Source organism: Maricaulis parjimensis, from assembly GCF_016817355.1.
Taxonomy (GTDB): Bacteria; Pseudomonadota; Alphaproteobacteria; order Caulobacterales; family Maricaulaceae; genus Maricaulis; species Maricaulis parjimensis.
Genome location: NZ_JADOTT010000011.1, coordinates 18,955 through 41,995 on the forward strand (window position 1 = coordinate 18,955; position 23,041 = coordinate 41,995).

The window sequence follows — 23,041 nt, forward strand, 5'->3', positions numbered from 1 at the left end:
TCACCAGACCTCGCTCTCATGGCGCTCGAAATCGAGTGCGAGGTCGGGATCGAGCAAATCGAATTGGGCGACGATTTCCGGCGTGAGCGGTTCATCACCGGCCATCTCGGAAAGCGCACCGGCCACCAGGCTGCGCGCCTGGCCGCGCAGGGTCTGGACCTGACGGGGCAGGCTGCGGCGCCAGGATTCCACTTCCCGTTCCAGCGCATCGAAATCCGGCGGACGGCCCGGAGCCGGGGCTTCGCGCCAGACGGCGATATCACGATAGGCGGCGGCGAGACGTTCGGCTTCTTCTTCCTCGAAAATGTCGATCTCCACCAGCATGGCCTGGTAGACGAGGGAGGATTCCAGCACGCCGCTGCGGGACGGGGTTTCATGGGCCCAGCGGGCAAACCAGTCACGCGCGTCTTCAATCGGCGTGGAGGCGGCGGATCCCCACCGGGTCCGGTCCTCGCGATTGAGCAGGGTTTCGCTCTCCGGGTCGATCACCAGCACGGTCGGCGTGGCATAGACGGCGGGCACGCCAAAGCGGGAGGAAACGGCCTGGTTCTCGCTGCGCCAGCCGACATCGATATAGCGCAGCACATAATTCTCCGCGATCGTTGCGGCGAGTTCCGGGTCTTCGAAATGATGCGCCAGGCCGCGGCTGTCATGGCACCAGTTCGCACCCAGTACGAGCAGCAGGCGTTTGTCGCTGTCGCGCGCTTCGGCCAGGGCTTCGTCCACGACGGGCATGGCGTTGAAATTCTGGTCGAAGGGACGCGGATGGTCGTCCTCCGCCCAGGCGGTGGGGATCAGGACGAGGAGAAAGCTGAACAGGGCAATCAGACGCATGGAAACACTCTCGTGGCGACAGGGCGGCAGCAAAGCATGACGGGGATCAGGGCGCCAGTGACAGGGATGTCAGACCGGCGCCCTGAATTCAGCCCGCAGCCAGGGCGGCGAGACGGGCATAGATGCCCGCATCATTCGCCGCCAGCTCCTCATGCGTGCCCTGTTCCACAACACGGCCGCGTTCGAAGACCAGGATGCGGTCGGCATCGCGGATCGTCGACAGGCGGTGGGCGATCAGGATCGTCGTCCGTCCCGCCATCACCGCTTCCATCGCCGCCTGCACGTCGCGCTCGGTCTCATTGTCCAGGCTCGATGTGGCCTCATCCAGGATCAGGATGGGGGCATCGGCCAGGATGGCCCGGGCAATCGCGACGCGCTGACGCTCGCCGCCGGACAGCTTCACGCCGCGTTCGCCGACCAGCGTGTCATAGCCCTGCGGCAGACGCCGGATGAAGGCGTCGGCATGCGCCGCCTTCGCCGCTTCGATGACGGCCTCGCGGGTCGCATCGGGCTGGCCATAGGCGATATTGTCCGCGATCGAACGGTGGAAGAGCGCCGGGTCCTGGGGGACCAAGGCGATATTCCGGCGCAGGCTGTCCTGGAAGACATGCCGCACATCCTGCCCGTCGATCAGGACCTGGCCCTCATTCACGTCATACAGACGCTGGACCAGTTTCACGAAGGTCGACTTGCCCGATCCGGTCGGACCCACCAGCGCGACTTTCTCGCCCGGCCGGATGGCCACGGAGAAGTCGGTATAGAGCGGGCGTTCCTGGCCGGCATAGGTGAAGCCGACCTGGTCGAAGCGGATCGCGCCCTGTTGCGGCCGGAAGTCCGTCGCATCCGGGTGATCCTCGACATCGCGCTCCTGCATTTCAAAGATCGCCAGGTCCTGGATCTCGTCCATGGATTTCTGGACCTGCTGCACCTGTTCGCCGAAGCGCCGCATATAGGAGGCGACGATCATGTAGGCGGTCAGGGCGGCCACCACATCGCCGGCACTGGCTGCACCGCGCGACCATTGCCAGACCAGCAGACCGACCAGGGCCGCCTGCATGGACAGGTCGGTGACGATATTGACCAGCCAGGAATTCACGAAGCGCGTCCAGGTCTTCTTGGCCTCCGCGCGCCAGCGCCAGGCCAGGTCGTGGAAGCGGGCATCTTCGCGCGTTTCCGCCCCGAAGGCCTTCACCGTGGCAATCCCGCCGACCGCGTCGGCCAGCGCACCGCCAATCTGGCTGTCCAGCGCATTGGAACGAATATTCTGCGGCCGGATGTAATACCGGCTCAGCATCAGGCTGGAGGTCACGAAGGCGGCCATCACACCGAGGGCGACGGCGCCGACGATCGGCCAGCGGACCGCCATCAGTCCGGCCATGCCCAGCATCACGGCGATGGACGGGGCCACGCCATAGACGATGTTCATGGTCAGATTGTCATAGGCCCACATGCCGCGCGTGATCTTGCGCACGACCGAGCCCGCGAATGTGTTCGCATGCCAGTCGAGCGAGAAGCGCTGGACCTTGGAAAAGGCTTCTGTCGTCAGGTCCGCCATGTTCGCCGAGGAGAAGGGAACCTCGCAGCGCGAGGACATCTGGCGGAACAGGTAGAAGAGGGCGGCGACACCGATATAACCGGCGAGGGCAGTCCAATGGGTATTGCCCTCGGGACCGGCCGCCAGCGCGTCGATCAGCCGGCCGGCCGCCAGCGGGATCAGGAGTTCGGTGACGGTCGCCAGGCTGACAAAGCCGATCATCCCGGCCAGCAGCCAGGGGCGCCGCGCCCATTGCCGGCCGAGATAGGCCAGGACCTGGGTATTGTTCAGGACGCGGTCACGCGTCGTTTCGTCTTCGATTTCGATAGAGTCGGACATGGCAGTTGCGGAACCGCGCCGGGGCGGGGAGAGGTTCCGTCCTCATGAATTGAATACATCCACAAACAAACAGGGCGACGCGTCGAGTGCCTGAAATCCGCCTCCGCATCGCGCGGGATTGGGTGTTCCAGGAGCGGGGCGCGCGTCGGCGCCTCGTCAGGCCGGGATGTATCGAGTCATGGATCTGCCTACCTTTGCCGATTGATCCGAGGGCCGCGGAGTAGCCCGATGCGGAGATGGGGGCAAGGCATGGTGAGCGGCACCTGCCCGGTTCATGCCGGGGTGTGGCCAAGGAGGCACAGGCCTATTTGTAGCGCCAGACCTTCGCATAGCGCACTTCCCGGTCTTCCAGGTCGCGGGTGACGGGTACGGTGTACTCGGCCATTTTTTCCAGCTTGTCCTGGGGCAGGAAGGAGCGTCCCGGATCGCCGATCAGCACGGTCGCGCCGCGGGCATTGAGCTGCTCCAGCCAGCCCCCGATCAGGCGGGCCGGTTCGGCCTCGTAGAAAACATCGCCGGCCAGCACGACATCCCAGCCATCATCCGTGCCCACCAGATCACCCAGCCGGGTCTCCAGGGTGACATGATTGGCCGCGGCATTCGCCTGGATGGCGGCAATGGCGAAAGCATCCAGCTCGCAGGCTTCCACGGAAGCTGCGCCGGCCTTCTTCGCGGCAATACCGGAGACGGCTCCGCCAGCGGCAAAATCCAGAACGCGCTGGCCGGCCAGAATGTCCGGCTGGTCAAGGCAGTAGCGTGCCAGTGCCTGCCCGCCGGCCCAGGCAAAAGCCCAGAAGGGGGGCGGCAATCCCATCTCGCCCAGTGCTTCTTCGGTACGCTCCCAGATCTCGACTGTCTCCACGGCGAGGTGAAGCTGGACTTCCGGCACAAGCGGCGGCGCCATCAAGGCCGTGTTGCGGCGGACAAAGTCCTCGGGATTGTCGAGTGAAACGGGCCGGGTCACGCACGCTCTCCTGATCGGGCTGTCCGGCGATAGAGCGGCTGTGGTTCCGGGGCAAGCCGTCACGTCATGTGCACACAGAAAAACGGCCGAGCGCGGGGCCCGGCCGTTCTCACTGTTCCGGGCTCCCGGACCTAGTCGGCGTCAGGGCGGAGGATATCCGCTCCGGCCAGCTGCGGCAGGGCCAGGACATCCTCTTCGATCAGCGCCAGATCGCCCACCAGGACCAGTGTCATCTGGTCGAGCGGGAGATAATCGCGGGCGGTCTGAGAGATGGCCTCGTCGGAGACGGCGAGGATATCGGGTACATACTGGTCCAGATAATCCGCCGGCAGGCCGAACAGGTCACGCCGGGAGACCTGGCCGATCAGGCCACCGGTCGAGGCGTTCTGCAGGATGAAAATGCCGGCCAGCCAATTGCGGATGCCCTGGGCCTCCTCATGCTCGGGCGTCTCCGTCTGCAGGCGTTCGATCTCGTAGAAGGTCTCGCGCAGGGCCGCGGCCGTATCGGCGGCCGTGACATCGGCATTGAAGGTCCAGATGCCGCCATCCAGCATCCAGGTCGAGCTGGAGCCCGGCGAGTAGGTATAGCCCTTGTCCTCGCGCAGATTGCGGACCAGGCGCGAGGTGAAGGATCCACCCAGCAGCGCATTCATCACGGTCAGCTCTGGTTCGTCTTCACTGCCCAGACCTGCGGTGGGGAAGCCGAGGCGCAGCGTGGTCTGCGGCGCATCGGGCCGGTCGATCAGCATGACCGTCGGGCCGGGCTGGGCCAGGGCCGGTGTGGCCGCGTCAGGCGCTCCGGCCGACCAGTCCGAGAAGGCTTCCCGGACAGCGGCTTCCATGGCGACCGGGTCGAAATGCCCGGCCACATAGAGGCGGGCGCGACCGGCACCGAAATGCGACGTGTAAAAGGCCTGCACATCCTCCATCGTATAGCCGCGCAACTGCTCTTCGCTGGGCAGGATATTGCCATAGGGGTGATCCGCCCCGAACAGGAGGCGGCGATAGGCTTCCGTGGCGATGGAGCCCGGCTGGGCTCGGGACACATCAACATTGCGCACCAGATTGGCCCGCACGCGTTCGAACTCGGTCTCTTCCAGGTTCGGCCGCTGGGCGACATCGGCCAGCAGGGCCAGCGCGTCCGGTCCGTATTGCGACAGCACGCCGGTCGACAGGGTGGTCGTGTGCGTGCCCACGCCGACATTGATTGAGCCGCCCATGGAGGCGATCAGTTCGGCAATTTCCGCCTTGGAGCGTCCGCCGGCGCCTTCTTCCATCATCGCGCCGGTCAGATCGGCGATCCAGGTCTGCGACCCGTCATCGATATTGCCGGCGCGCACCTGCAAGGAGATGTCGACGGTCGGGGCCAGGCCGAAAGGAATGAAGGTGACGTCCAGCCCGTTTTCCAGCGAGAAATTCCGGGTCTCGGGCAGTTCGAAGGCCACCGGTTCGCCAATGGCGGGCTGTTCGTGAACCTGGGCCTGGGCGGGAAGCGCCAGAAGGGCCAGGCAGGCGGCACTCAGGGCCGCGTGGATGAGGGTGTTTTTCATGGTCTCATGCCTCTTTCGGTCCTGAATCAGTCGTCGCTCTCGCCGGTCTCTTCGTCCGGCAGGCGGACTTCGAGAACGGTGCGATTGGTCGGGCGCAGATATTCCTGGGCCGTGGACATGACGAGTTCCGGCGTGACCTGGTTGAAGCCTTCCGTGATCCGGTTGATCCGCTCCGGGTCGTCATCGAACAGGGCGAAGGCGGCCAGAAGGTCCACCAGTCCAAAACGGGTGGAGGTGTCCACCGTGTCGTAGAAATCGGACAGGAGCTTGGTGCGGGCGCGTTCCAGATCGGCCTGGCTGACCGGCTCGGACCGGATGCCCTCGACCGTCGTGTCGATCGTCGTCATGACATCGGACACCGTGAACTCACTGTCGTGGATCAGGCCGACCGTCCACAGCATGGGACCGTCATAATTGAAGGCATTGCCCAAGAGGTTGATGCCGCCGAACACGCCGGAGGCAAAGCCTTCCTCATTGACCAGGCTCTGCGTGAGGCGGCTGTCATCGCCCTGCAGCAGCAATTGGTCGATCAGGATCATGGCATAATATTCCGGCGTTCCGCGTTCGGGCATGTGATAGCCCACGGCGAGGGCCGGCTGGTTGGCCAGCGCATCTTCGCGCACCGCAAACTTCTCTTCGGTCTGGCGCGGTTCGGAGACGTCGATCTGAGGCAGCGGGTCGCCGGCTTCGATATGGCCGAACATGGTCTCGATCCAGCCTAGCGTCTCCTCCCGGTCGATATCGCCGGCCACCACGATCACCGCATTATTGGGCGCGTAGAACTGGTCGAAGAAGGTCTGGGCATCTTCCAGGCTGGCTGCGTCCAGATCGGTCAGGTCGCCATAGAAATTGTGCGAATTGTGCCAGTTCTCATTGGCCGCCATCGGCAGGTCGATCCAGATCCAACCGCCATAGGGCTGGTTGATCACATTCACGAAGACCTCGTTGCGGACGACTTCGCGCTGATTGTCCAGCTGGCCCTCGTCGAGATCGGGATAGGCCATGCGATCGGCTTCGGCCCACAGCACCGCTTCCAGCGCGTTGGAGGGCACGACTTCGAAGTAATTGGTGAAGTCATAGCGGGTGGAGCCATTATTCACCCCGCCCGATCCGTAGATCAGGGAGTCGAAGGCACCATGCGGCAGGTTGCGCGAGCCCTGGAACATCAAGTGTTCAAACAGGTGCGCGAAACCGGTGCGGCCCTGGGGTTCATTGCGGAACCCCACCCCGTAATAGACGGCCACCGTCGCGGTGGGCACGCTGTCATCCTCGGACAGGACGACCCGCAGACCATTGTCCAGCTGGTGATAGCTGACATCGACCGTGAAATCGGTCGACAGGGCGGGAGCGGAAGTGTCGGTCGTGGCGGTGTCGGTCCCTGTCTCTTCCGGTGCGTCTGCCGGTTGGCAGGCGACCAGGAGCAGAGCACCGAAACCGGTGACCAGGCCTGTAATGGTGCGCATGAAATCCCCACTGCGAGCTTGAAAACGCGTCGGCGCCATCAAAGCCGCGGCAGCTCTGCCGGTCAAAGGGTCATGGACAAGATTTAATGCGAACGCGCCGATCTACTCGTTTTCGCCCTCCCGAACGAAGCGGACATTCTGCAGCTGAGGCAAGGCGCGGATACCTTCTTCGATCCGGTCCATGTCGCCGACAATCACCAGGGTCATGCGGTCGCGTGCCAGGAATTCCCGCGACAGATTCATCACGGCATGCCCATCGACGCGGCGGATCTGGCTGGCATAGGTGTCCAGATAGTCTTCGGGCAGGTCGAATTCATTGCGCAGGGCAATCTGGCTGACCAGGCTGAGCCGCGACCCGATCGACATGATGTAGCGGGCGATCATCCAGTCCGCGATGCCCTCGGCCTGCAAGGGCCGGAAGGTGGAATAGTCGATAATGGTCAGCACGTCCTGCAGGGCAGAGACCGTCGCTTCGGTGTCGATATCGTCGGTATAGGACCAGGAAGCGCCGCCGCGGGTCCAGTTGAGGAAAGTCTGCGGCGCATAGGAATTGCCGGTCTCGATCATGCGACCAACGATCATGCCGCCCATCGCGGTATCCATCACTTCCAGGGCCGGGGCCGATTTCGATGTGATGGGCGGTACCGGATAGCTCAAGAAGACGGTGGATTGGGGCGCGCCGGGACGGTCGATCAGGTGGACGACATTGTTCACCTGCGGAATGGCATCAATGCCTTCATCCGCCGGACCGCGTTCCCAGTCGCTGAAATGCTCCCGCACGGCGGCTTCCATGGCCTCGGCGTCGAACTGGCCCGTGATGTAGATATGGGTGCGCCCCGCCCCGAAATGCTCGCGGTGGAAACGGCGCACATCGGCCAGGGTGTAGCTGTCCAGCTGGGCCCGGCTGGGAATGGTTGTGTAGAAAGGGTGGTCTTCGGGGTGCTGGTAAAGGTTCAGCGCCGCCGTGGCGATCAGGCCGGGCTGCTGACGCCAGCCCTCGGCCAGCTGGATGATCGTGCTTCGCGCGGCCTCGAAGCGCTCTTCGGGAAAGTCGGGTTCGCGTACGGTTTCCGCCAGCAGGGCCAGGGCTTCCGGCCCGTATTCCGACAGTACAAAACTCATGAAGGTGGCGCGGTCGGTGCGGACGCTGGACATCAGCGATCCGCCCATCGCCCCGAAGGTCTCCGCAATCTCGTCGTCGGTCCGGCCGCCCGCGCCTTGCGACATGACTTCCACGGTCAGGTCGGAGAGCCAGGTATTGCGGCCTTCATCAATATTGCCGGCGCGGACTTCCACGCGGATATCGATGGTGGGCGTCATGCCCCAGGGGATGAAGGTCACTTCCAGCCCGTTATCCAGAACCATTGTCCAGTTGTTGGGGGTTTCGAACCCGGGGACCGGACCGGGCGGCGCGATATAGGCCGGCAGGTGGGCATTGGGTGCCGGATTGGTCTCGCCAGCCTCCTGGGCCAGGGTGGGCGAGAGGGCGATCAGGCTGGCGAAGCCGGCGGCGGCAAGGCTGCGCAGGGAGTGGATAATGGCGTGGGTCATGATCACTCTCCTGCCTCGGCTGAGGAACCGGGAATGGCCATCACGACGCTGCGCCGTTCGGGCCGCAAATAGGTGCGGGCGGTTTCGCGGATCAGCTCTGGCGTGACGTGTTCAATCCCTTCCTCGATCCGGTTGATCCGCGTCGGGTCATCGTCGAACAGGGCGAAGCTGGCCAGCAGATCGACAATTCCGTCGCGCTCGGACGGGTTGTCGATGGAAATGTAGAATTCCACCAGGCGTTTGGCACGGGCGCGGGCGATTTCCTCTGGGCTGACGAGTTCTTCGCGCAGACGGGCAATCTCGCCATCGAGCATGGCCAGGACATCGTCCGAACTCACCGTGTCGGGATGGATGATATTGTACTCCCACAGCATCGGCCCGTTGTAGTCATAGGCATTGCCCAGGGCATTGATGCTGCCCGAAACCCGATTGCCATAGCCCTGGTCAGCGGCCACGCGCTGCATGCGGGCGTCATCGCCGGAGATCAGGATCATGTCGATCAGCATCATGGCGTAGTATTCCGGGGTTCCGCGCGGAGGCATGTGATAGCCCACGGCGACACCGGGCTGGGTGGCATTGGGATAGGTGAGGTCGCGGCGGCGCTCAGCGGTCTGTTCCGGTTCGCTGACATCCAGTTCCGGCAGGGCGGGACCCTGCGGGATCGGTCCGAACCAGTCGGCGATGCGCGTGCGGGTCGTCTCCAGGTCGAAATCACCCGCCACGACCAGGACGGCATTATTCGGCGTGTAGTATTGGCGGAAGAATTCGCGGGCATCCTCGGCCGTGGCAGCGTCGAGATCGCTCAGATCGCCGTAGAAATTGTGCGCATTGTGCCAGTTCACGAAGGCCGTCATCGGCAGGTCGATCAGCGGCCAGCCCTGATAGGGCTGGTTCTCGACATTCAGGAAAATCTCGTTGCGCACGCCATTGCGGTGGGAATTGATGTGGCGACGCGTCAGCAGCGGGCCGGACATGCGGTCGGCCTCGGCCCACAGGATCATGTCCAAAGCGTTGGACGGGACCGTGCTGACATAGCGGGTGAAGTCGAAACGCGTGAACGCGGCCGACGAACCGCCCGTCTCCGAGATGATCGCGTCGAAGGGGATATCCCCACGCAATTCGGCACCGGCGAAATAGAGATGTTCGAACAAATGGGCATAGCCGGTCCGGCCGGGCGGTTCACTGCGGAAGCCGATGCCGAAATAGAGGCCCACGGAAACGGTCGGCACAGTGCTGTCCGGTGACAGGACGACGCGCAGCCCGTTGTCGAGGGTTTCATAATGGATGGGGATGTCCAGCGAGGGCGTGTCGGCATGGGCCGGTTGGCTCAGGACCAGACCCGTCCCGAGGACGGCAGCAAAACAGGCCACACGGGAGGCAACCCGTGCGAAACGCTTGAGACTCAACAACATCCAGTTTGACCCCGGCTCTCTTCTCACCCTTGAGGGTTGTATCCAGCCATGAACCGGACGGGCCGTCAAACCAGGGCGCCCACCATGAAGGTCAGGACGAGAAGCAGGCCGCTGGTCCGGTTCGCCTTGAACAGGGCGAGGCAGCGGGCCCCGTCGGTGATGTCCAGTTCGCGCACCTGGTTGAACAGATGGGCAGTGTAGAGCGTGAAGGGGATGACGACGAAGGGCGAGGCGTCACTCAGCCAGATGGCCAGCGCCACGCCCACGGCATTGAGGCCGTAAAAGCCGGCGACCCAGTATTGCGAATTCTCGCCGAACAGGCGGGCGGTGGATTTCACGCCGACCAGCGCATCATCCTCGGCATCCTGATGGGCATAGATCGTGTCATAGCCCAGCGTCCAGAAGACGGCGGCGGCATAAAGCGCGAGGGCGGTAAGGTCGAATGTGCCGGCCACGGCGGTATAGCCGACGGGAATGCCCCAATTGAAGGTCAGGCCAAGCCAGGCCTGCGGCCACCAGGTGATCCGCTTCATGAAGGGATAGGCGGCGACCAGTAGCAGGGAGGCCAGGCCGACCCCGATCGCCAGGATCGGCAATTGCACCAGCACGACCAGGCCGACCAGGCTTTGCGCCACTAGGAACAGCCAGGCCTGTTTGCGCGAGACCGAGCCGGCCGGCAGCGGCCGGTCCGCCGTGCGGGCGACCTGGGCATCCAGGTCCTGGTCGACAAGGTCGTTATAGGTGCAGCCTGCACCGCGCATGGCGACGGCACCGATGGCGAACAGGACGGCATAATAGAGATCGATCCAGCCCAGGCCTTCGCCGGTGCGCGCCAGCATCAGCCCCATCCAGCAGGGCAGGCCGAGCAGCCAGAAGCCGATCGGCCGGTCATAGCGGGCCAGACGCAGATAGGGGCGCACCGCGGTCGGAGCGCGGTCCACCCAGGATTTAGGAAGGCTGTCGGCGACTCGCCGGTCGAAATTCAGTTGCATTTTCGCGGTGTGGCAAAACCATGGGGCCAATTCAAGGCGCTCTTGACGTTGACGCACAGCGCCGTCAAAGCGGGGGAATGTCAACCGATCCGCGCCTCTATGTCACCCAGAACCTCCAATCCGGCCAGGCCATCGCCCTGCCGAAAGAGGATGCCCACTACCTCATCAATGTGATGCGGCGGGGCGAGGGCGACACGGTGCGCCTGTTCAACGGACGCGATGGCGAATGGCGTGCGCGCCTGGTCGAGGCCAGCCGCAAGACGGCTGTACTGGAACCGGTCGAGCAGACGCGCGAACAGATCGGCGTGCCCGATCTCTGGCTGCTCTTTGCTCCGGTGAAACGTCAGAAGACCGATCTGATCGTCGAGAAAGCGACCGAGCTGGGCGTGGCCCGTATCGCGCCTGTCGTCACCGCGCGCACCCAGAGCGACCGGATCAAGCCGGAACGGCTGCAGCTGATCGCCAAGGAAGCCGCCGAACAGACCGAACGCCTCGACCTGCCCGAGCTCGCCGGACTGGAAAAGCTGGACCGGGTGCTTGATGGCTGGGACGCCTCTCGCACGCTGATCTTCTGCGACGAGGCGGGCGATGAGACGGGCCAGCCCTGGGGCGGCGCCCGGGGCCGGGGGCGGCCCATGTCTGACACGTTGGCGGACGCGGAAGCGGGACCGGCGGCGATCCTGATCGGGCCGGAGGGCGGGTTTTCCGAGGCGGAACGCCAGCGCCTGCGGGATCACGATGCCGTCATTGCGGTGACGCTGGGGCCGCGCATATTGCGGGCGGAAACCGCTGCCGTGGCAGCCCTCGTGCTCTGGCAGAGCCTGCAAGGGGATTGGCGCAGCTGATCCGCGCATCGCACAAATACAGGCATCAACCCTTGTCCCGGGCCGAACACCCCCATATCTGATGCGGACATTTTGAGGCAGAGCGGGGCGCTTCGATGAGCGGCACGTATAATCCGGGCGGCGAAGGTGCTCCCATTGAGAACCTGGACCAGCTGACAGGCTATTTCGCCGCCGGTTCCAAACCGGCTGATGCGTTCCGCATCGGGACCGAACACGAGAAGTTCGGCTTTGCCCTGGGCGATCACACACCCCTTCCCTATGAGAATGGCGGCGGTCCCAGCGTGAAGAAGATGCTGGAAGGCCTGCAGCGTTTCGGCTGGGATCCGGTCGAGGAAGACGGTGTCCTGATCGCGCTCAAGCGCAAGGGCGCCTCCATCACGCTGGAGCCGGGTGGCCAGTTCGAGCTTTCCGGTGCGCCGCTGGAGACGATCCACCAGACCTGTGGCGAGGTGAATGGCCATCTCAAGGAAGTGCGTGAAGTGGCCGACGAGATCGGTGCCGGCTTCCTGGGCCTGGGCTTCTCGCCGAAATGGTCCCTGGAAGAGACGCCGATGATGCCCAAGGCGCGCTACAAGCTGATGAAGGCCTACATGCCCAAGGTGGGCACGATGGGTCATCAGATGATGTTCCGCTCCTGTACGGTCCAGACCAATCTGGATTTCTCGTCGGAAGCCGACATGGCGAAGAAATTCCGCGTCTCGCTGGCCCTGCAGCCGATCGCGACGGCGCTGTTCGCCAACTCGCCCTTCAAGGACAAGGGGCTGAACGGCTTCCTCTCCTATCGCGGCCATGTCTGGACCGACACGGATAATCACCGCACCGGCATGTTGCCCTTCGTCTTCGAGGACGGGTTCGGTTTCGAACAGTATCGCGACTGGGCGCTGGACGTGCCGATGTATTTCGTCAAGCGCAACGGGGAATACCTGGATGCGACGGGCAAGTCCTTCCGCGACTTCCTCGCCGGCAAGCTGGACATCCTGCCCGGCGAAAAGCCGGTGATGAGCGATTGGGAAGACCATCTCTCCACCGTTTTCCCGGAAGTGCGTCTGAAGACCTTCCTGGAAATGCGCGGCGCCGATAGCGGCCCGTGGAACACGCTGTGCGCCCTGCCGGCCTTCTGGGTGGGCCTGCTCTATGACGATACCGCTCTGGATGCCGCCTGGGATCTGGTGAAGGATTGGACCGAGGCCGAACGCGATGCCCTGCGTCTGGGCGCAGCCAAGACCGGTCTGCATACGCCTTTCCGCAATGGCACGCTGCAGGATGTCGCCCAACAGGTTCTGGCCATTTCCCGCGCCGGTCTCAATGCGCGCAAGCGCCTGAACGGCCACGGCGAAAACGAAGCGCTCTTCCTCGATGATCTCGACGAGATCGCCCGCACCGGCCGGACCCGCGCCGACGATCTGATCGCCCGCTTCAAGGACGAATGGGGCGGCGAGATCGAGCCCGTCTTCACCGAGTGCGCCTACTAGATCACCCAGGTTTGACCGGCCCAGCCGCGTCACAGGCTTGAGTGGTCTTCTCCCCCATGGTCAATTGCGCGCCATGATTTTTCCCGCGTGGGGCGGGTAATGGGGAGATTTTGCGTGACGGACACGACCGCAACGCCAGCAACGGCGGAAAACAAGGACACGTCCTTCTTCGGGCATCCGAAGGGCCTGGCCATCCTTTTCCTGACAGAAATGTGGGAGCGTTTTTCCTATTACGGGATGCGCGCCCTGCTGATCATTTACCTGACCCAGCACTTCCTTTTCTCGGAATCGCAATCGGGCATCATCTACGGCGCCTATACCGCGCTGGTCTACGTGATGACGATCATCGGCGGCACGCTCGCCGACCGGTATCTGGGACAGAGGAAAGCGGTCACATTCGGGGCCATCCTGCTCGTTCTGGGCCATGGCCTCATGGCCTTCGAGGGGTCCGGTTCGCAGCAGATTCTGACCTATGAAGGCAGCGAATACGTCATCGAACTGGACGGCCGCAGTGCGACTGCCAGCCAGATGATCGTGTCCGATAGCGGCTCCTCGATGATCTCCTTCTCCGAAGGCGGCGCCAGCATTCTGGTGCAATCGCCCGAGGCAGTCGGCCTGCCGGCGGAAATTCCCTATGATGAGAGCATGACGCGCGTGGAGCAGCAGGAGCTCTACGTAAACATCCTCTACCTCGCTCTGGCCCTGATCATTGCGGGTGTTGGCTTCCTGAAGGCGAACATCTCCACGATCGTGGGCTCGCTCTACGGGCTGGGTGATACGCGCCGGGATTCCGGTTTCACCATCTTCTACATGGGCATCAATCTGGGCTCGCTCCTGTCCTCCGCGACCATTGCCTGGATTGGCATCGTCTATGGCTGGGCCTGGGGCTTCGGTCTGGCCGGTATCGGCATGCTGGCCGGTCTGGCGACTTTCCTCTTCTTCCAGCCCTGGCTGGAAGGCCGCGCCGAGCCGCCGAACCCGGAAAAGCTGAAGGAGAAAATCCTCGGCCCGCTCAATGTCGAATATGCCTGCTATCTGTCCGGTCTGGCGATCATCGCCGTGGCCATGCTGGCCGTGATGAACCCGGAATACATGGGCGGCATTCTCGGCCCGTTGGGCGTGATCATGCTGCTTGTCCTGTGCGGCATGGCGCTGTTCACGATGAAGGGTTTGGAACGCCGGCGCATGTTCGCCGCGATCTATTTCGTGCTCGCACAAATCCCGTTCTGGGCTCTGTTCGAGCAGGCCGGTTCCTCGCTGAACCTCTTCACCTTCCGCCTCGTCGACACGACCATGTTCGGGGTGAATATCCCGGGCACCGTGTTCCAGGGGCTGAATTCCGGCTTCATCGTGATCTTCGCGCCGCTCCTGGCCTGGGCCTGGATTGCCCTGGCCAAGAAGAAGCTGAACCCGTCCACGCCGGTGAAATTCGCGCTGGGCGTCTTTATGGCGGGCCTGGGCTTCTACGTCCTGGTGTTGGGCATCAATTCCGTGGGCGCAGCGGCGCTGACGCCGGTCTTCTTCATCTTCGCCATCTACTGGATCCACACCATGGGTGAGCTGATGCTGTCCCCGGTCGGTCTGTCGGCCGTTACCAAGCTCGCTCCGGCGCGTGTGGTCGGCATGACGATGGGGGCCTGGTTCCTGTATTCCGGCCTGTCCAACTTCCTGGCCGGTGTGATTGCATCGAATACGGGTGCTGAGACACTGGGTGGCCAGCTGACCGACGTGGCGGCCGCCAAGGCGGGCTATGCCGAGGTCTATTCCAATGTGGGCCTGGTCGCGATGGGTATCGCCGTCCTGATGCTGCTCCTGTCGCCGGTCATCAAATGGCTGATGGCGGGCGCTGAAGACCAGATGGTCCCCCATCCGACCGAGACCGAGGCGGGTGGCCAGTCCATGGACCGCTCGTCCGACGCGCCGTAAGCTGGCGTCGGATCCAAACAGAAAGGCCGCGGGGTTCGCTCCGCGGCCTTTTTCTTTTCGTGACTGTCAGCTTTAGCGGCAGTCGAACCGGTTGGTGGCGGCCGCCAGTTCGAAGGTTCCGGTTTCCCGGTCGACCGTGATGCGGGCGTGCTGGAGGGCGTCCATGCCCAGGATGAGAGCCGGTTCGTCCTCCCAGCCCATGTGCCGGAAGATGTCGAGATCACCCTCCAGCATCTGGAAGCCGGCAAAGCACAGCCCACCGATCTCCACATTGCGCACCATCAGCGTGTCGATGTTTTCCTGCTCGCGGCCATCAATCCCGTTCACCGTGCCCATGCGCAGCCCCATTCGGCGTGAGCCGGCCGCGCGGACGAGCGGAAAATTGGCGATGGAGCGGGCGCTGCCGGAATCCACCAGGACGTGAACCGGCCGGTAGGTGCGCCGCATGCTGGCCGTGGTGATCAACAGACCGATCGAATTGATCTGCCCGTCCACGCGTTGCGGCGCGGCGGCGTCCAGGGTCAATTGGCCGAGGGCAAAGTCGATGGCATAGCGGGGTGAGCCGATTGCGTCCGCGCCTAGCAGGCCGGCCACGGGGATGGGATGCCCTTCGGGCACCGGGATGACCACGCTGTTGATATTGGCGGGCGCCCGGCCGGAATAGCCCAGATTGGGCAGTTCGAAGAATTCGGCCGAGAAGCGCGTGGTCAGCGCCTGGACCTGGTCGAATTCGTCCCAGTCCGACTGGAAACCGTATTGCTCGGCCACCGCCGAGGCGACGGCGCTGTGGCTGGCCCCGGTATCAAGGATGAAATCATAGGGTCCGTCACCATTGATCGTGACAGGGATGAGCAGATGTCCGCTCGGCGCCCGTTGCAGCGTCACGTCCTCATCGAGGGCGAACGTGGCGGGCAGGGCCGTCAGGCCCAGAGCGGCCAGGGCGATTCCGGTCTTCAGGATTGAATGCATGCGTCTGGCTCCCGCGACAGTGATCCCGGGACCCGATGTCCCGTATCAAGGTGCTGCCAGCTGCCCCCTTGCTGGAGCCGGTCCGGCGCTTCTGCGGCACCGGTCCCTTGTCTCGCCATTCTAGCCGCGAACGGCCCGAGGCGGCAAATGGGACCCGGCGAACCGGGTCCCTGATGCGTCAGAACGTGTCGACGACGCGCAGATAGACGGTCTGCCCCATGGACACATTGCGGTGTTCGGTGGCGAAGATGACGCCATTCGCCCGCGATCCATTGTAGAGCGTCCGCGTCCGGTCATCGCCATTATTGAAGACGCCATCCACGCCGGCGCGGATCGTCATGCCGAACCAGTTGGTCGTCTCGGCATAGATGTCCAGATCGCCATCGGTATTGTCGAAGACCTGAAAACGCTGGGCCCGGTAGACTTCGCCATTGGAGACCCAGTGATAATCCCAGCCCCAGGCATAGCCGCTCTGCGGGAAGGTCTGGCGGAAATCCAGGGCCAATTCCCATTCGCGCGGGCCGGACCAGACACGGTCTTCGCCGGTCAGCGGGTCTTCCACATTGGTGTTGTACCACTCCAGGAAGACGTCCAGCACGGCATTGGACAGGCCGAACCGGTCCAGCGGCGTGGTCAGATTGCCGGTGATCCGCAGATTGGTGCCGTCACCGATATTGCCCGGCGCATCAAACACGCCGCCCGGCGTAGTGACGGGCACCCAGCCATCGAGATCCTCGACCATGTCATAGCCGATCTGCAGCGAGGCCGAGCCGTCTTCACCAAAGCGATGCTCCCACTCTGCTTCCAGTGTCCAGGTGCGCTGGGGCACATAGTCCGGATTGCCGAGCGTGGAGTTGTTGTCCTGAATGTCGACCGAGCTCGCGAACTTGTCGAACTGCAGCTGGGCGACGTCGCGGCGTGCCGTGAAGCGGAAGCGGTTATCGTCATCCTGACGCCAGTTCACGGTGATGCTTGGCTTGGGATAGGTGAAGGAACGCGATTGTTCGGCGTCGCCGGTCTGTTCGATCTCGGAGATCTCGTAGCGCAGGCCGGACTCGATGCTCAGCCGGTCATTGACCTGCCAGACATGGTTGGCGAACAGCTCGCTGCGGGTTTCCTCGACGCGGGTCGAGGTGACCGGCAGGACGATCGGCGTCACCGTGACACCGTCATCCTGGAACAGGTTCACCGTGGTATCGCGGGCATTGACCGCCGTCTCCGCGCCGAATTCCAGATTGTGGTTGGCGATCCGGTTCCAGTTGAAGGTCTGGCGCAGGGCGGTTTCTTCATCCTTGGTCTCGGACACCACGATCGTGGCACCGACGAAACCGGTTTGCGCGTCATACAGCGCATAGGGTTCCGGACCTTCTTCCCAGCGGCCGCGCGAGGCCAGCAGGATGGTCTCCGAGGAGAGATGTTCGCCCAGCTCGCGCGAATAGGTGATCGTGCCGGAACCGGACGTGCCGTAATTCATCGTTTCATTGAGTTCGATGAAGAGCGGATCGCCATTCGGCTCGAAACCGTAATTGGCGCGGTTGCGGTGCCAGTCCCAATACTGGCCCTGCGCGTCCAGGCGCAGGCTGGAGCGTTCGTCCAGCGTCCAGTTCACGGAAAGCGTCGGGATGATTTCCGTGTAGCGGCGCTGATCGCTGTCACGGGAGAAGTATTCCTGGTCGCCATTGGCATCATAGCGTTCTTCGCGGCGTCGCATCCGGTTGCCGGAGAAGCCGGCATCCACGCCCAGGGTCACATCGGCATTGCTGACAGGGAAAGAGTAGGACAGCTGATGGCGTGTACCGAGACGGCCGGAATCCGACAGGGTGAGATTGCCGGTCCAGGCACCGGAACGTCCGGCGCCTTCACGCAGGATCACGTTCACGAGGCGGGCATGGCCGCGCATATTGTATTGCGGCAGGGCTTCCTGGATCAGCTCGATCTGCGCGACATCTTCCATCGGGATGCGCTGCAGAACGGTTTGCAGGGTCAGGGATTTGTTGGACGGGCGGGCGCCATTGATCAGCAGATTGCCGAAACTGTCGCCCAGGCCACGCCGGTTCGTGTCGCCATTGGACAGGGAGAAGCCCGGAATGCGGGCCACCATGTCCAGCGCGGTCACGGGTGAATAGTTGGAGAAGAAGCCCGGCGCATAAACTGCGATGCCGGTCTGACTGTCCACTTGGCTGTCTGCAACGTCACTCGCCGCGTCGTCGCGGAGTGCCCATGCCGAATTACTCAATAATGCGACTGTCGCGACCCCTGCGGCCACGCTCAATACTTTCCCTCGCATAATGTCCCTAACGCTTGTGCCTGCCCAGGCCCCCTTGAGGACCGGGGTAGTACAAGTCGAACCCTTATCAAACGTAAGGATCGGTAAGGTGGATCACAGCCGCGTTATGCTGCAGCGCAGCTAGCCGCCGGCCCCGCCGACGGTCAGGCCGGTGATCTTCAGGCTGGGTTGGCCAACGCCGACGGGCACGCCCTGTCCGGCCTTGCCGCAGACGCCCACGCCCGGATCCATCTCGAAATCATCGCCGATCATTTCCACGCGGGTGAGGGCGGTCGGGCCATCGCCGATCAGGGTGGCACCCTTCACCGGGGCGACGATCTTGCCGTCCTGTACGCGATAGGCCTCGGTGCACTGGAAGACGAATTTGCCGGAGGTGATGTCCACCTGGCCGCCGCCGAAATTCACGGCATAGATCCCGTCCTTCAGGCTTTCGATCATTTCCTCGCGTTTGTGCTCGCCGGCCAGCATGTAGGTATTGGTCATGCGCGGCATGGGCGCGTGGGCATAGCTTTCGCGGCGGCCGTTTCCGGTCGGTTTCTGGCCCATCAGGCGGGCATTCATCCGGTCCTGCATGTAACCGACCAGCTTGCCATCCTCGATCAGGACGGTGCGCTCGGTCGGCGTGCCCTCATCATCAATGGTCAGGGAGCCGCGTCGCTCCGGCATGGTGCCGTCATCGATCACGGTGACACCCTTGGCCGCGACCTGCTCGCCCATCCGGCCGGAAAAGGCGGATGTGCCCTTGCGGTTGAAATCGCCTTCCAGCCCGTGGCCGACCGCCTCGTGCAGCAGCACGGCCGGCCAGCCGGAACCCAGCACAACGTCGAACACGCCGGCCGGTGCGTCCACGGCATCCAGATTGACCCGGGCAATGCGCAGGGCTTCGTCGGCCAGCGGCTTCCAGGCATCCGGCGCGATCCAGCGGTCGAACTCGGCGCGGCCGCCCGCACCGGCAGACCCGGTTTCGCGGCGTCCATCCCGTTCCACGGTGACCTGGACATTCAGGCGCACGAGCGGGCGCACATCTGTCTTCATGTCGCCATTGGCGCGGATGATGGAGATATTGCGCTTGGAGCCGGCGATGGAACAGGAAACCTGGACGACGCTGGCATCCTTGGTCCGGCAATAGGCGTCGATCTCCTGCAGGAGTTGCACCTTGGTGTCGAAGGTCGGGTGCGCCACCGGATCGACGGCATCGTAGAGCTTGCGATTCGTGCCGACCGGCGCATCCGCCAGGATACCGCTATGGCCGCGCCGTGCGGCACCGGCCGTTTCGGCGGCCCGTTTCACGGCGGCCAGGGTCGGGTCGGAGGAGTGGGCATAGCCAAAGGCCTCGCCGGAGACGCAGCGCAGGCCGAAGCCGCGATTGCTGTCGAAACTGGCGGATTTCAGCCGGCCATCATCGAAGACCAGGGCTTCGGAGACGGCGGTTTCCAGGAACAGCTCGCCATCATCCGCCCCGTTCAGCGTATCGGACAGGATGGGCGCGACATCGTCGGCATCGAATTCGAATTGGCTGATCGCATCGTCTGACATGGCGCACACTCCTTGGAAGGCTCGACATCATGACATAGTCGAGCCTGCCCCGGTAGCAAACACACCTCACTGCGTCAGCGCGAGGATTCCACGGTGAAGCGCGAGACTTCACGCTGGGCCATGGGCCAGTCCGGCCGCAATTCGAGCGCGCGGGAATAGGACCGGTAGGCACCCTCCAGATCACCCATGAACTCCAAAGCCACACCGCGATTGAGCCAGGCCTCGGCCAGATTGCGCTCATTCAGGGCTATGACGATATCGGTCTGTTCGATGGCCTCGGAGAAACGGCTCAACCGGATCAGGGCGCTGGACCGGTTCAGGGCCAGCGAGGCCGGTTCCTCGGCCCCCATCTGCTCGGCACGGTCATAGGAGACCAGTGCGCCTTCGCTGTCGCCGCGATACATCAGGATGATGCCACGATTGATGAAGGTCGCGATCCGGTCTCGCCGGCGCACACTGGTGGTTTCAAGCGCGCGATCGCAATCATCGAGGGCGCGAAGGTCGGACCGGCCTGCGGCCGCGTTCTGGAAACACATGGCGGCCGGTGATTCGCCGACGACCAGAATCTGGCCGCTGGCGGGGGCTGCCAGACTGACTGACGCGAGGAACAAAACTGAGACGAATGGACGCATCACGGGCTCCTTTCACTCGATTTCGGGCGCTATATGGTACCACAAGACGAGCCGGGGGATGGTTCAACTTTCTGTGCCCCCAATAAAATCTGAAATAATTCAAGGGTTTGAAAATAGAGCTGAGCTTTTGTGCGAAAGCCTCCACAAAAAATACCGTTGATGGCCTGACAGGGCCGGGGACGGGCTCTATATTCCGCCGCCATCGGCGGGAGTTCCCTGCCTTAATGCCTGACTTGTATGGGGAAGCCATGCGATTCCTGACCGCAATTGCGCTCACTTGGATGACTGCCGCCGCCGGCGCCTTCGCGACGCCCGGCCAGCCGACCGACGGAAATCTGGGCTTCCAGCCCGCTGTTACGCCCATCATGGAGCGTATCAACGAATTCCATAACCTTCTGCTTTGGATCATCATTCCGATCACGATCTTCGTGATGGGCCTGCTTCTGTGGGTAATGATCCGCTACAACCGCAAGGCCAATCCGACGCCTTCCAAGAACAGCCACAACACGCTGCTCGAAGTGGTGTGGACGGCCGTTCCGATCCTGATCCTGGTCGTGATCGCGGTCTTTTCCTTCCCGCTCCTGTATTTCCAGGACGAGATTCCGGAAGCCGACTTCACCATCAAGGCGACGGGTTACCAGTGGTATTGGGGTTATGAATATCCGGACCAAGACGTTCCGGAATACATCTCCACCATGGTGGCCGAGGAAGACCTGGCTGAAGGCCAGCTGCGCAACCTGTCGGTCGACTACCCGCTGGTCGTGCCGGTCGGTGCCACGGTCCGCCTCCAGGTGACCGCTGCCGACGTGATCCACAACTGGGCAATGCCGGCCTTTGGCACCAAGATGGATGCTATTCCGGGCCGCATCAACGAAGCCTGGTTCCAGGTGAACGAGGAAGGCACGTATTACGGTCAGTGTTCCGAACTGTGCGGCATCCGCCACGCTTTCATGCCGATCGAAGTGCATGCGGTGTCCCAGGACGTGTTTGACGCCTGGGTGGCAGCCGGTCCGGGTTCGGACGAGGCCAATGCCGTGATTGCTGAATACTCCGCCGCGCGGGAAACGCGCCTGGCGCAACTGGACTAGGGATGGGCTGAACCATGTCTGCTGACGCTGCTACGCACGACGATCACACGCCGTCCATGTGGGACTGGCGCCGTTGGGTCTTCTCCACCAACCACAAGGACATCGGCACGATGTACCTGCTCTTCGCGATCTTCGCGGGGATCATTGGTGGTGGCCTGTCCGGCCTGATGCGCTGGGAACTCGCAGAACCGGGCCTTCAGGTCTTCAACAACGGTTTCTGGGGTAACGAGCACAATTATAACGTCGCCACGACGATGCACGGCCTGATCATGATCTTCTTCATGGTCATGCCGGCCATGATCGGTGGTTTCGGCAACTGGTTTGTGCCGCTCATGATCGGGGCGCCGGATATGGCCTTCCCGCGCATGAACAACATCTCCTTCTGGCTCCTGCCCTTCGCCTTCATCCTTGCGGTGATGTCGATGTTCGTGCCGGGTGCCGGTGGCGATATGGGCTTCGGTGGCGGCTGGGTGCTCTACCCGCCGCTCTCGACATCGGGCCATAATGGTCCGGCGATGGACCTGCTGATCCTGTCGCTGCACATTGCCGGTGTCAGCTCGATCCTGGGTTCGATCAACTTCATCACCACCATCTTCAACATGCGCGCTCCGGGCATGACCATCCACAAGATGCCGCTCTTTGTCTGGTCGGTTCTGGTGACGGTCTTCCTGCTGCTGCTGTCGCTGCCGGTTCTGGCCGGCGCCCTGACCATGCTGCTGACGGACCGCAATTTCGGCACGGCTTTCTTCGCGCCGGAAGGTGGCGGCGACCCGGTGATGTACCAGCACTTGTTCTGGTTCTTCGGTCACCCGGAAGTCTACATCCTCATCCTGCCGGGCTTCGGCATCATCTCGCACATCGTGTCGACCTTCTCGCGCAAGCCGATCTTCGGTTATCTCGGGATGGCCTACGCCATGGTCGCGATCGGCTTCATCGGCTTCATCGTGTGGGCACACCACATGTATACGGTCGGCATGCCGGTTGATCTGAAGGCCTATTTCGTGGCCGCCACCATGGTCATCGCGGTTCCCACAGGCATCAAGATCTTCTCCTGGATCGCGACGATGTGGGGCGGTTCCATCGAGTTCCGCACGCCGATGATGTGGGCGATCGGCTTCATCTTCCTGTTCACCGTTGGCGGTGTGACGGGCGTGGTGCTGGCCAATGCCGGCGTCGACCAGGCCCTGCACGACACCTATTACGTGGTGGCGCACTTCCACTACGTGCTGTCGCTGGGTGCCGTCTTCGCGATCTTTGCCGGCTGGTACTACTGGTTCGAGAAGATCTTCGGCGTGAAGTACAACTCGCTGTTCGCACGGCTGCAATTCCTGTTCTTCTTCGTCGGTGCCAACATCATCTTCTTCCCGCAGCACTTCCTGGGCCTGCAGGGCATGCCGCGCCGCTATGTTGACTATGCGGACGGCCACGCCTTCTGGAACATGGTGTCGTCCTGGGGCTATGTGGTGATGCTGATCGGTATGGCGTTCTTCTTCCTGGTGCTGATCGATGCGATCATCCGCCGCCGGAAGGCCGACGCCAATCCGTGGGGTGAAGGGGCAACGACGCTCGAGTGGACCCTGTCCTCTCCGCCGCCCTTCCACCAGTTCAGCGAGCTGCCGAAGATCAAATAAGGTAGTCCGTTGGATA

The 23,041-nt window shown here is 63.1% G+C and carries 17 protein-coding genes; 5 read left to right on the forward strand and 12 right to left on the reverse strand.

What is annotated here, in order from left to right; all coding sequences use genetic code 11:
* The 8 genes from I0K07_RS14780 to ubiA form a co-directional block, all read right to left on the reverse strand.
* Positions 1 to 834, reverse strand: a complete 834-nt coding sequence (locus I0K07_RS14780) for a thioredoxin family protein (protein WP_203294775.1) — start codon at positions 832 to 834, stop codon at positions 1 to 3.
* Between the two features lie 88 nt (positions 835 to 922).
* Positions 923 to 2,707, reverse strand: a complete 1,785-nt coding sequence (locus I0K07_RS14785) for an ABC transporter ATP-binding protein (RefSeq protein WP_203294777.1) — start codon at positions 2,705 to 2,707, stop codon at positions 923 to 925.
* Between the two features lie 304 nt (positions 2,708 to 3,011).
* The gene (locus I0K07_RS14790; RefSeq protein WP_203294859.1) at positions 3,012 to 3,611 is read right to left on the reverse strand and encodes a class I SAM-dependent methyltransferase; all 600 of its coding nucleotides are present in this window, start codon (positions 3,609 to 3,611) and stop codon (positions 3,012 to 3,014) included.
* Between the two features lie 191 nt (positions 3,612 to 3,802).
* Complete coding sequence (locus tag I0K07_RS14795; RefSeq protein WP_203294778.1) at positions 3,803 to 5,221, reverse strand: M16 family metallopeptidase; 1,419 nt, start codon at positions 5,219 to 5,221, stop codon at positions 3,803 to 3,805.
* 26 nt (positions 5,222 to 5,247) lie between these two features.
* Positions 5,248 to 6,684 carry a M16 family metallopeptidase gene (locus tag I0K07_RS14800; protein ID WP_203294780.1) on the reverse strand — a complete coding sequence of 479 codons (1,437 nt, stop codon included), beginning with the start codon at positions 6,682 to 6,684 and terminating at the stop codon, positions 5,248 to 5,250.
* Between the two features lie 102 nt (positions 6,685 to 6,786).
* Entirely contained in the window at positions 6,787 to 8,235 is a 1,449-nt protein-coding gene (locus I0K07_RS14805; RefSeq protein WP_203294782.1) for a M16 family metallopeptidase, read from the reverse strand.
* A gap of 2 nt (positions 8,236 to 8,237) precedes the next feature.
* Positions 8,238 to 9,647, reverse strand: a complete 1,410-nt coding sequence (locus I0K07_RS14810) for a M16 family metallopeptidase (protein ID WP_203294784.1) — start codon at positions 9,645 to 9,647, stop codon at positions 8,238 to 8,240.
* A 65-nt stretch (positions 9,648 to 9,712) separates the two neighbouring features.
* Positions 9,713 to 10,639 carry a 4-hydroxybenzoate octaprenyltransferase gene (gene ubiA, locus I0K07_RS14815; protein ID WP_203294786.1) on the reverse strand — a complete coding sequence of 309 codons (927 nt, stop codon included), beginning with the start codon at positions 10,637 to 10,639 and terminating at the stop codon, positions 9,713 to 9,715.
* Between the two features lie 77 nt (positions 10,640 to 10,716).
* On the opposite strand from ubiA, the gene I0K07_RS14820 reads away from it, so the two are divergent.
* From I0K07_RS14820 to I0K07_RS14830, 3 genes are all read left to right on the forward strand, one after another.
* Entirely contained in the window at positions 10,717 to 11,484 is a 768-nt protein-coding gene (locus I0K07_RS14820) for a 16S rRNA (uracil(1498)-N(3))-methyltransferase (protein WP_203294788.1), read from the forward strand.
* Positions 11,485 to 11,579: 95 nt separating this feature from the next.
* Complete coding sequence (locus I0K07_RS14825) at positions 11,580 to 12,956, forward strand: glutamate--cysteine ligase (RefSeq protein ID WP_203294790.1); 1,377 nt, start codon at positions 11,580 to 11,582, stop codon at positions 12,954 to 12,956.
* Positions 12,957 to 13,070: 114 nt separating this feature from the next.
* Positions 13,071 to 14,882: an oligopeptide:H+ symporter gene (locus tag I0K07_RS14830; RefSeq protein WP_203294792.1), complete on the forward strand. Its 1,812-nt coding sequence runs from the start codon at positions 13,071 to 13,073 to the stop codon at positions 14,880 to 14,882.
* A 72-nt stretch (positions 14,883 to 14,954) separates the two neighbouring features.
* On the opposite strand, the gene I0K07_RS14835 is transcribed toward I0K07_RS14830, so the two are convergent.
* From I0K07_RS14835 to I0K07_RS14850, 4 genes are all read right to left on the reverse strand, one after another.
* Positions 14,955 to 15,851: an aspartyl protease family protein gene (locus tag I0K07_RS14835; RefSeq protein ID WP_203294794.1), complete on the reverse strand. Its 897-nt coding sequence runs from the start codon at positions 15,849 to 15,851 to the stop codon at positions 14,955 to 14,957.
* Between the two features lie 178 nt (positions 15,852 to 16,029).
* On the reverse strand, positions 16,030 to 18,027 hold the full coding sequence (locus tag I0K07_RS16075) for a TonB-dependent receptor domain-containing protein (RefSeq protein WP_203294796.1): 1,998 nt from the start codon (positions 18,025 to 18,027) through the stop codon (positions 16,030 to 16,032).
* A 231-nt stretch (positions 18,028 to 18,258) separates the two neighbouring features.
* Positions 18,259 to 19,674, reverse strand: coding sequence for a metalloprotease TldD (gene tldD / locus I0K07_RS14845; RefSeq protein WP_203294798.1), 1,416 nt, complete (start codon positions 19,672 to 19,674; stop codon positions 18,259 to 18,261).
* 74 nt (positions 19,675 to 19,748) lie between these two features.
* Positions 19,749 to 20,306 (reverse strand): tetratricopeptide repeat protein, encoded by a 558-nt coding sequence (locus I0K07_RS14850; protein ID WP_203294799.1) that lies wholly within the window; start codon positions 20,304 to 20,306, stop codon positions 19,749 to 19,751.
* A gap of 248 nt (positions 20,307 to 20,554) precedes the next feature.
* Between I0K07_RS14850 and coxB the strand changes: the two genes are divergently transcribed.
* Together coxB and ctaD are read left to right on the forward strand one after the other, a co-directional pair.
* Positions 20,555 to 21,394, forward strand: coding sequence for a cytochrome c oxidase subunit II (gene coxB, locus I0K07_RS14855; protein WP_238934930.1), 840 nt, complete (start codon positions 20,555 to 20,557; stop codon positions 21,392 to 21,394).
* Between the two features lie 14 nt (positions 21,395 to 21,408).
* Positions 21,409 to 23,025 (forward strand): cytochrome c oxidase subunit I, encoded by a 1,617-nt coding sequence (gene ctaD, locus I0K07_RS14860; protein WP_203294803.1) that lies wholly within the window; start codon positions 21,409 to 21,411, stop codon positions 23,023 to 23,025.
* Positions 23,026 to 23,041: the final 16 nt, after the last annotated feature.

Bases quoted from the DNA above. Each gene is read 5' to 3' on its own strand.
- I0K07_RS14780 (WP_203294775.1), bottom strand. From the start codon at position 834: ATGCGTCTGATTGCCCTGTTCAGCTTTCTCCTCGTCCTGATCCCCACC.
- I0K07_RS14785 (WP_203294777.1), bottom strand. From the start codon at position 2,707: ATGTCCGACTCTATCGAAATCGAAGACGAAACGACGCGTGACCGCGTC.
- I0K07_RS14790 (WP_203294859.1), bottom strand. From the start codon at position 3,611: ATGGCGCCGCCGCTTGTGCCGGAAGTCCAGCTTCACCTCGCCGTGGAG.
- I0K07_RS14795 (WP_203294778.1), bottom strand. From the start codon at position 5,221: ATGAAAAACACCCTCATCCACGCGGCCCTGAGTGCCGCCTGCCTGGCC.
- I0K07_RS14800 (WP_203294780.1), bottom strand. From the start codon at position 6,684: ATGCGCACCATTACAGGCCTGGTCACCGGTTTCGGTGCTCTGCTCCTG.
- I0K07_RS14805 (WP_203294782.1), bottom strand. From the start codon at position 8,235: ATGACCCACGCCATTATCCACTCCCTGCGCAGCCTTGCCGCCGCCGGC.
- I0K07_RS14810 (WP_203294784.1), bottom strand. From the start codon at position 9,647: ATGTTGTTGAGTCTCAAGCGTTTCGCACGGGTTGCCTCCCGTGTGGCC.
- ubiA (WP_203294786.1), bottom strand. From the start codon at position 10,639: ATGCAACTGAATTTCGACCGGCGAGTCGCCGACAGCCTTCCTAAATCC.
- I0K07_RS14820 (WP_203294788.1), top strand. From the start codon at position 10,717: ATGTCAACCGATCCGCGCCTCTATGTCACCCAGAACCTCCAATCCGGC.
- I0K07_RS14825 (WP_203294790.1), top strand. From the start codon at position 11,580: ATGAGCGGCACGTATAATCCGGGCGGCGAAGGTGCTCCCATTGAGAAC.
- I0K07_RS14835 (WP_203294794.1), bottom strand. From the start codon at position 15,851: ATGCATTCAATCCTGAAGACCGGAATCGCCCTGGCCGCTCTGGGCCTG.
- tldD (WP_203294798.1), bottom strand. From the start codon at position 19,674: ATGTCAGACGATGCGATCAGCCAATTCGAATTCGATGCCGACGATGTC.
- I0K07_RS14850 (WP_203294799.1), bottom strand. From the start codon at position 20,306: ATGCGTCCATTCGTCTCAGTTTTGTTCCTCGCGTCAGTCAGTCTGGCA.
- coxB (WP_238934930.1), top strand. From the start codon at position 20,555: ATGCGATTCCTGACCGCAATTGCGCTCACTTGGATGACTGCCGCCGCC.
- ctaD (WP_203294803.1), top strand. From the start codon at position 21,409: ATGTCTGCTGACGCTGCTACGCACGACGATCACACGCCGTCCATGTGG.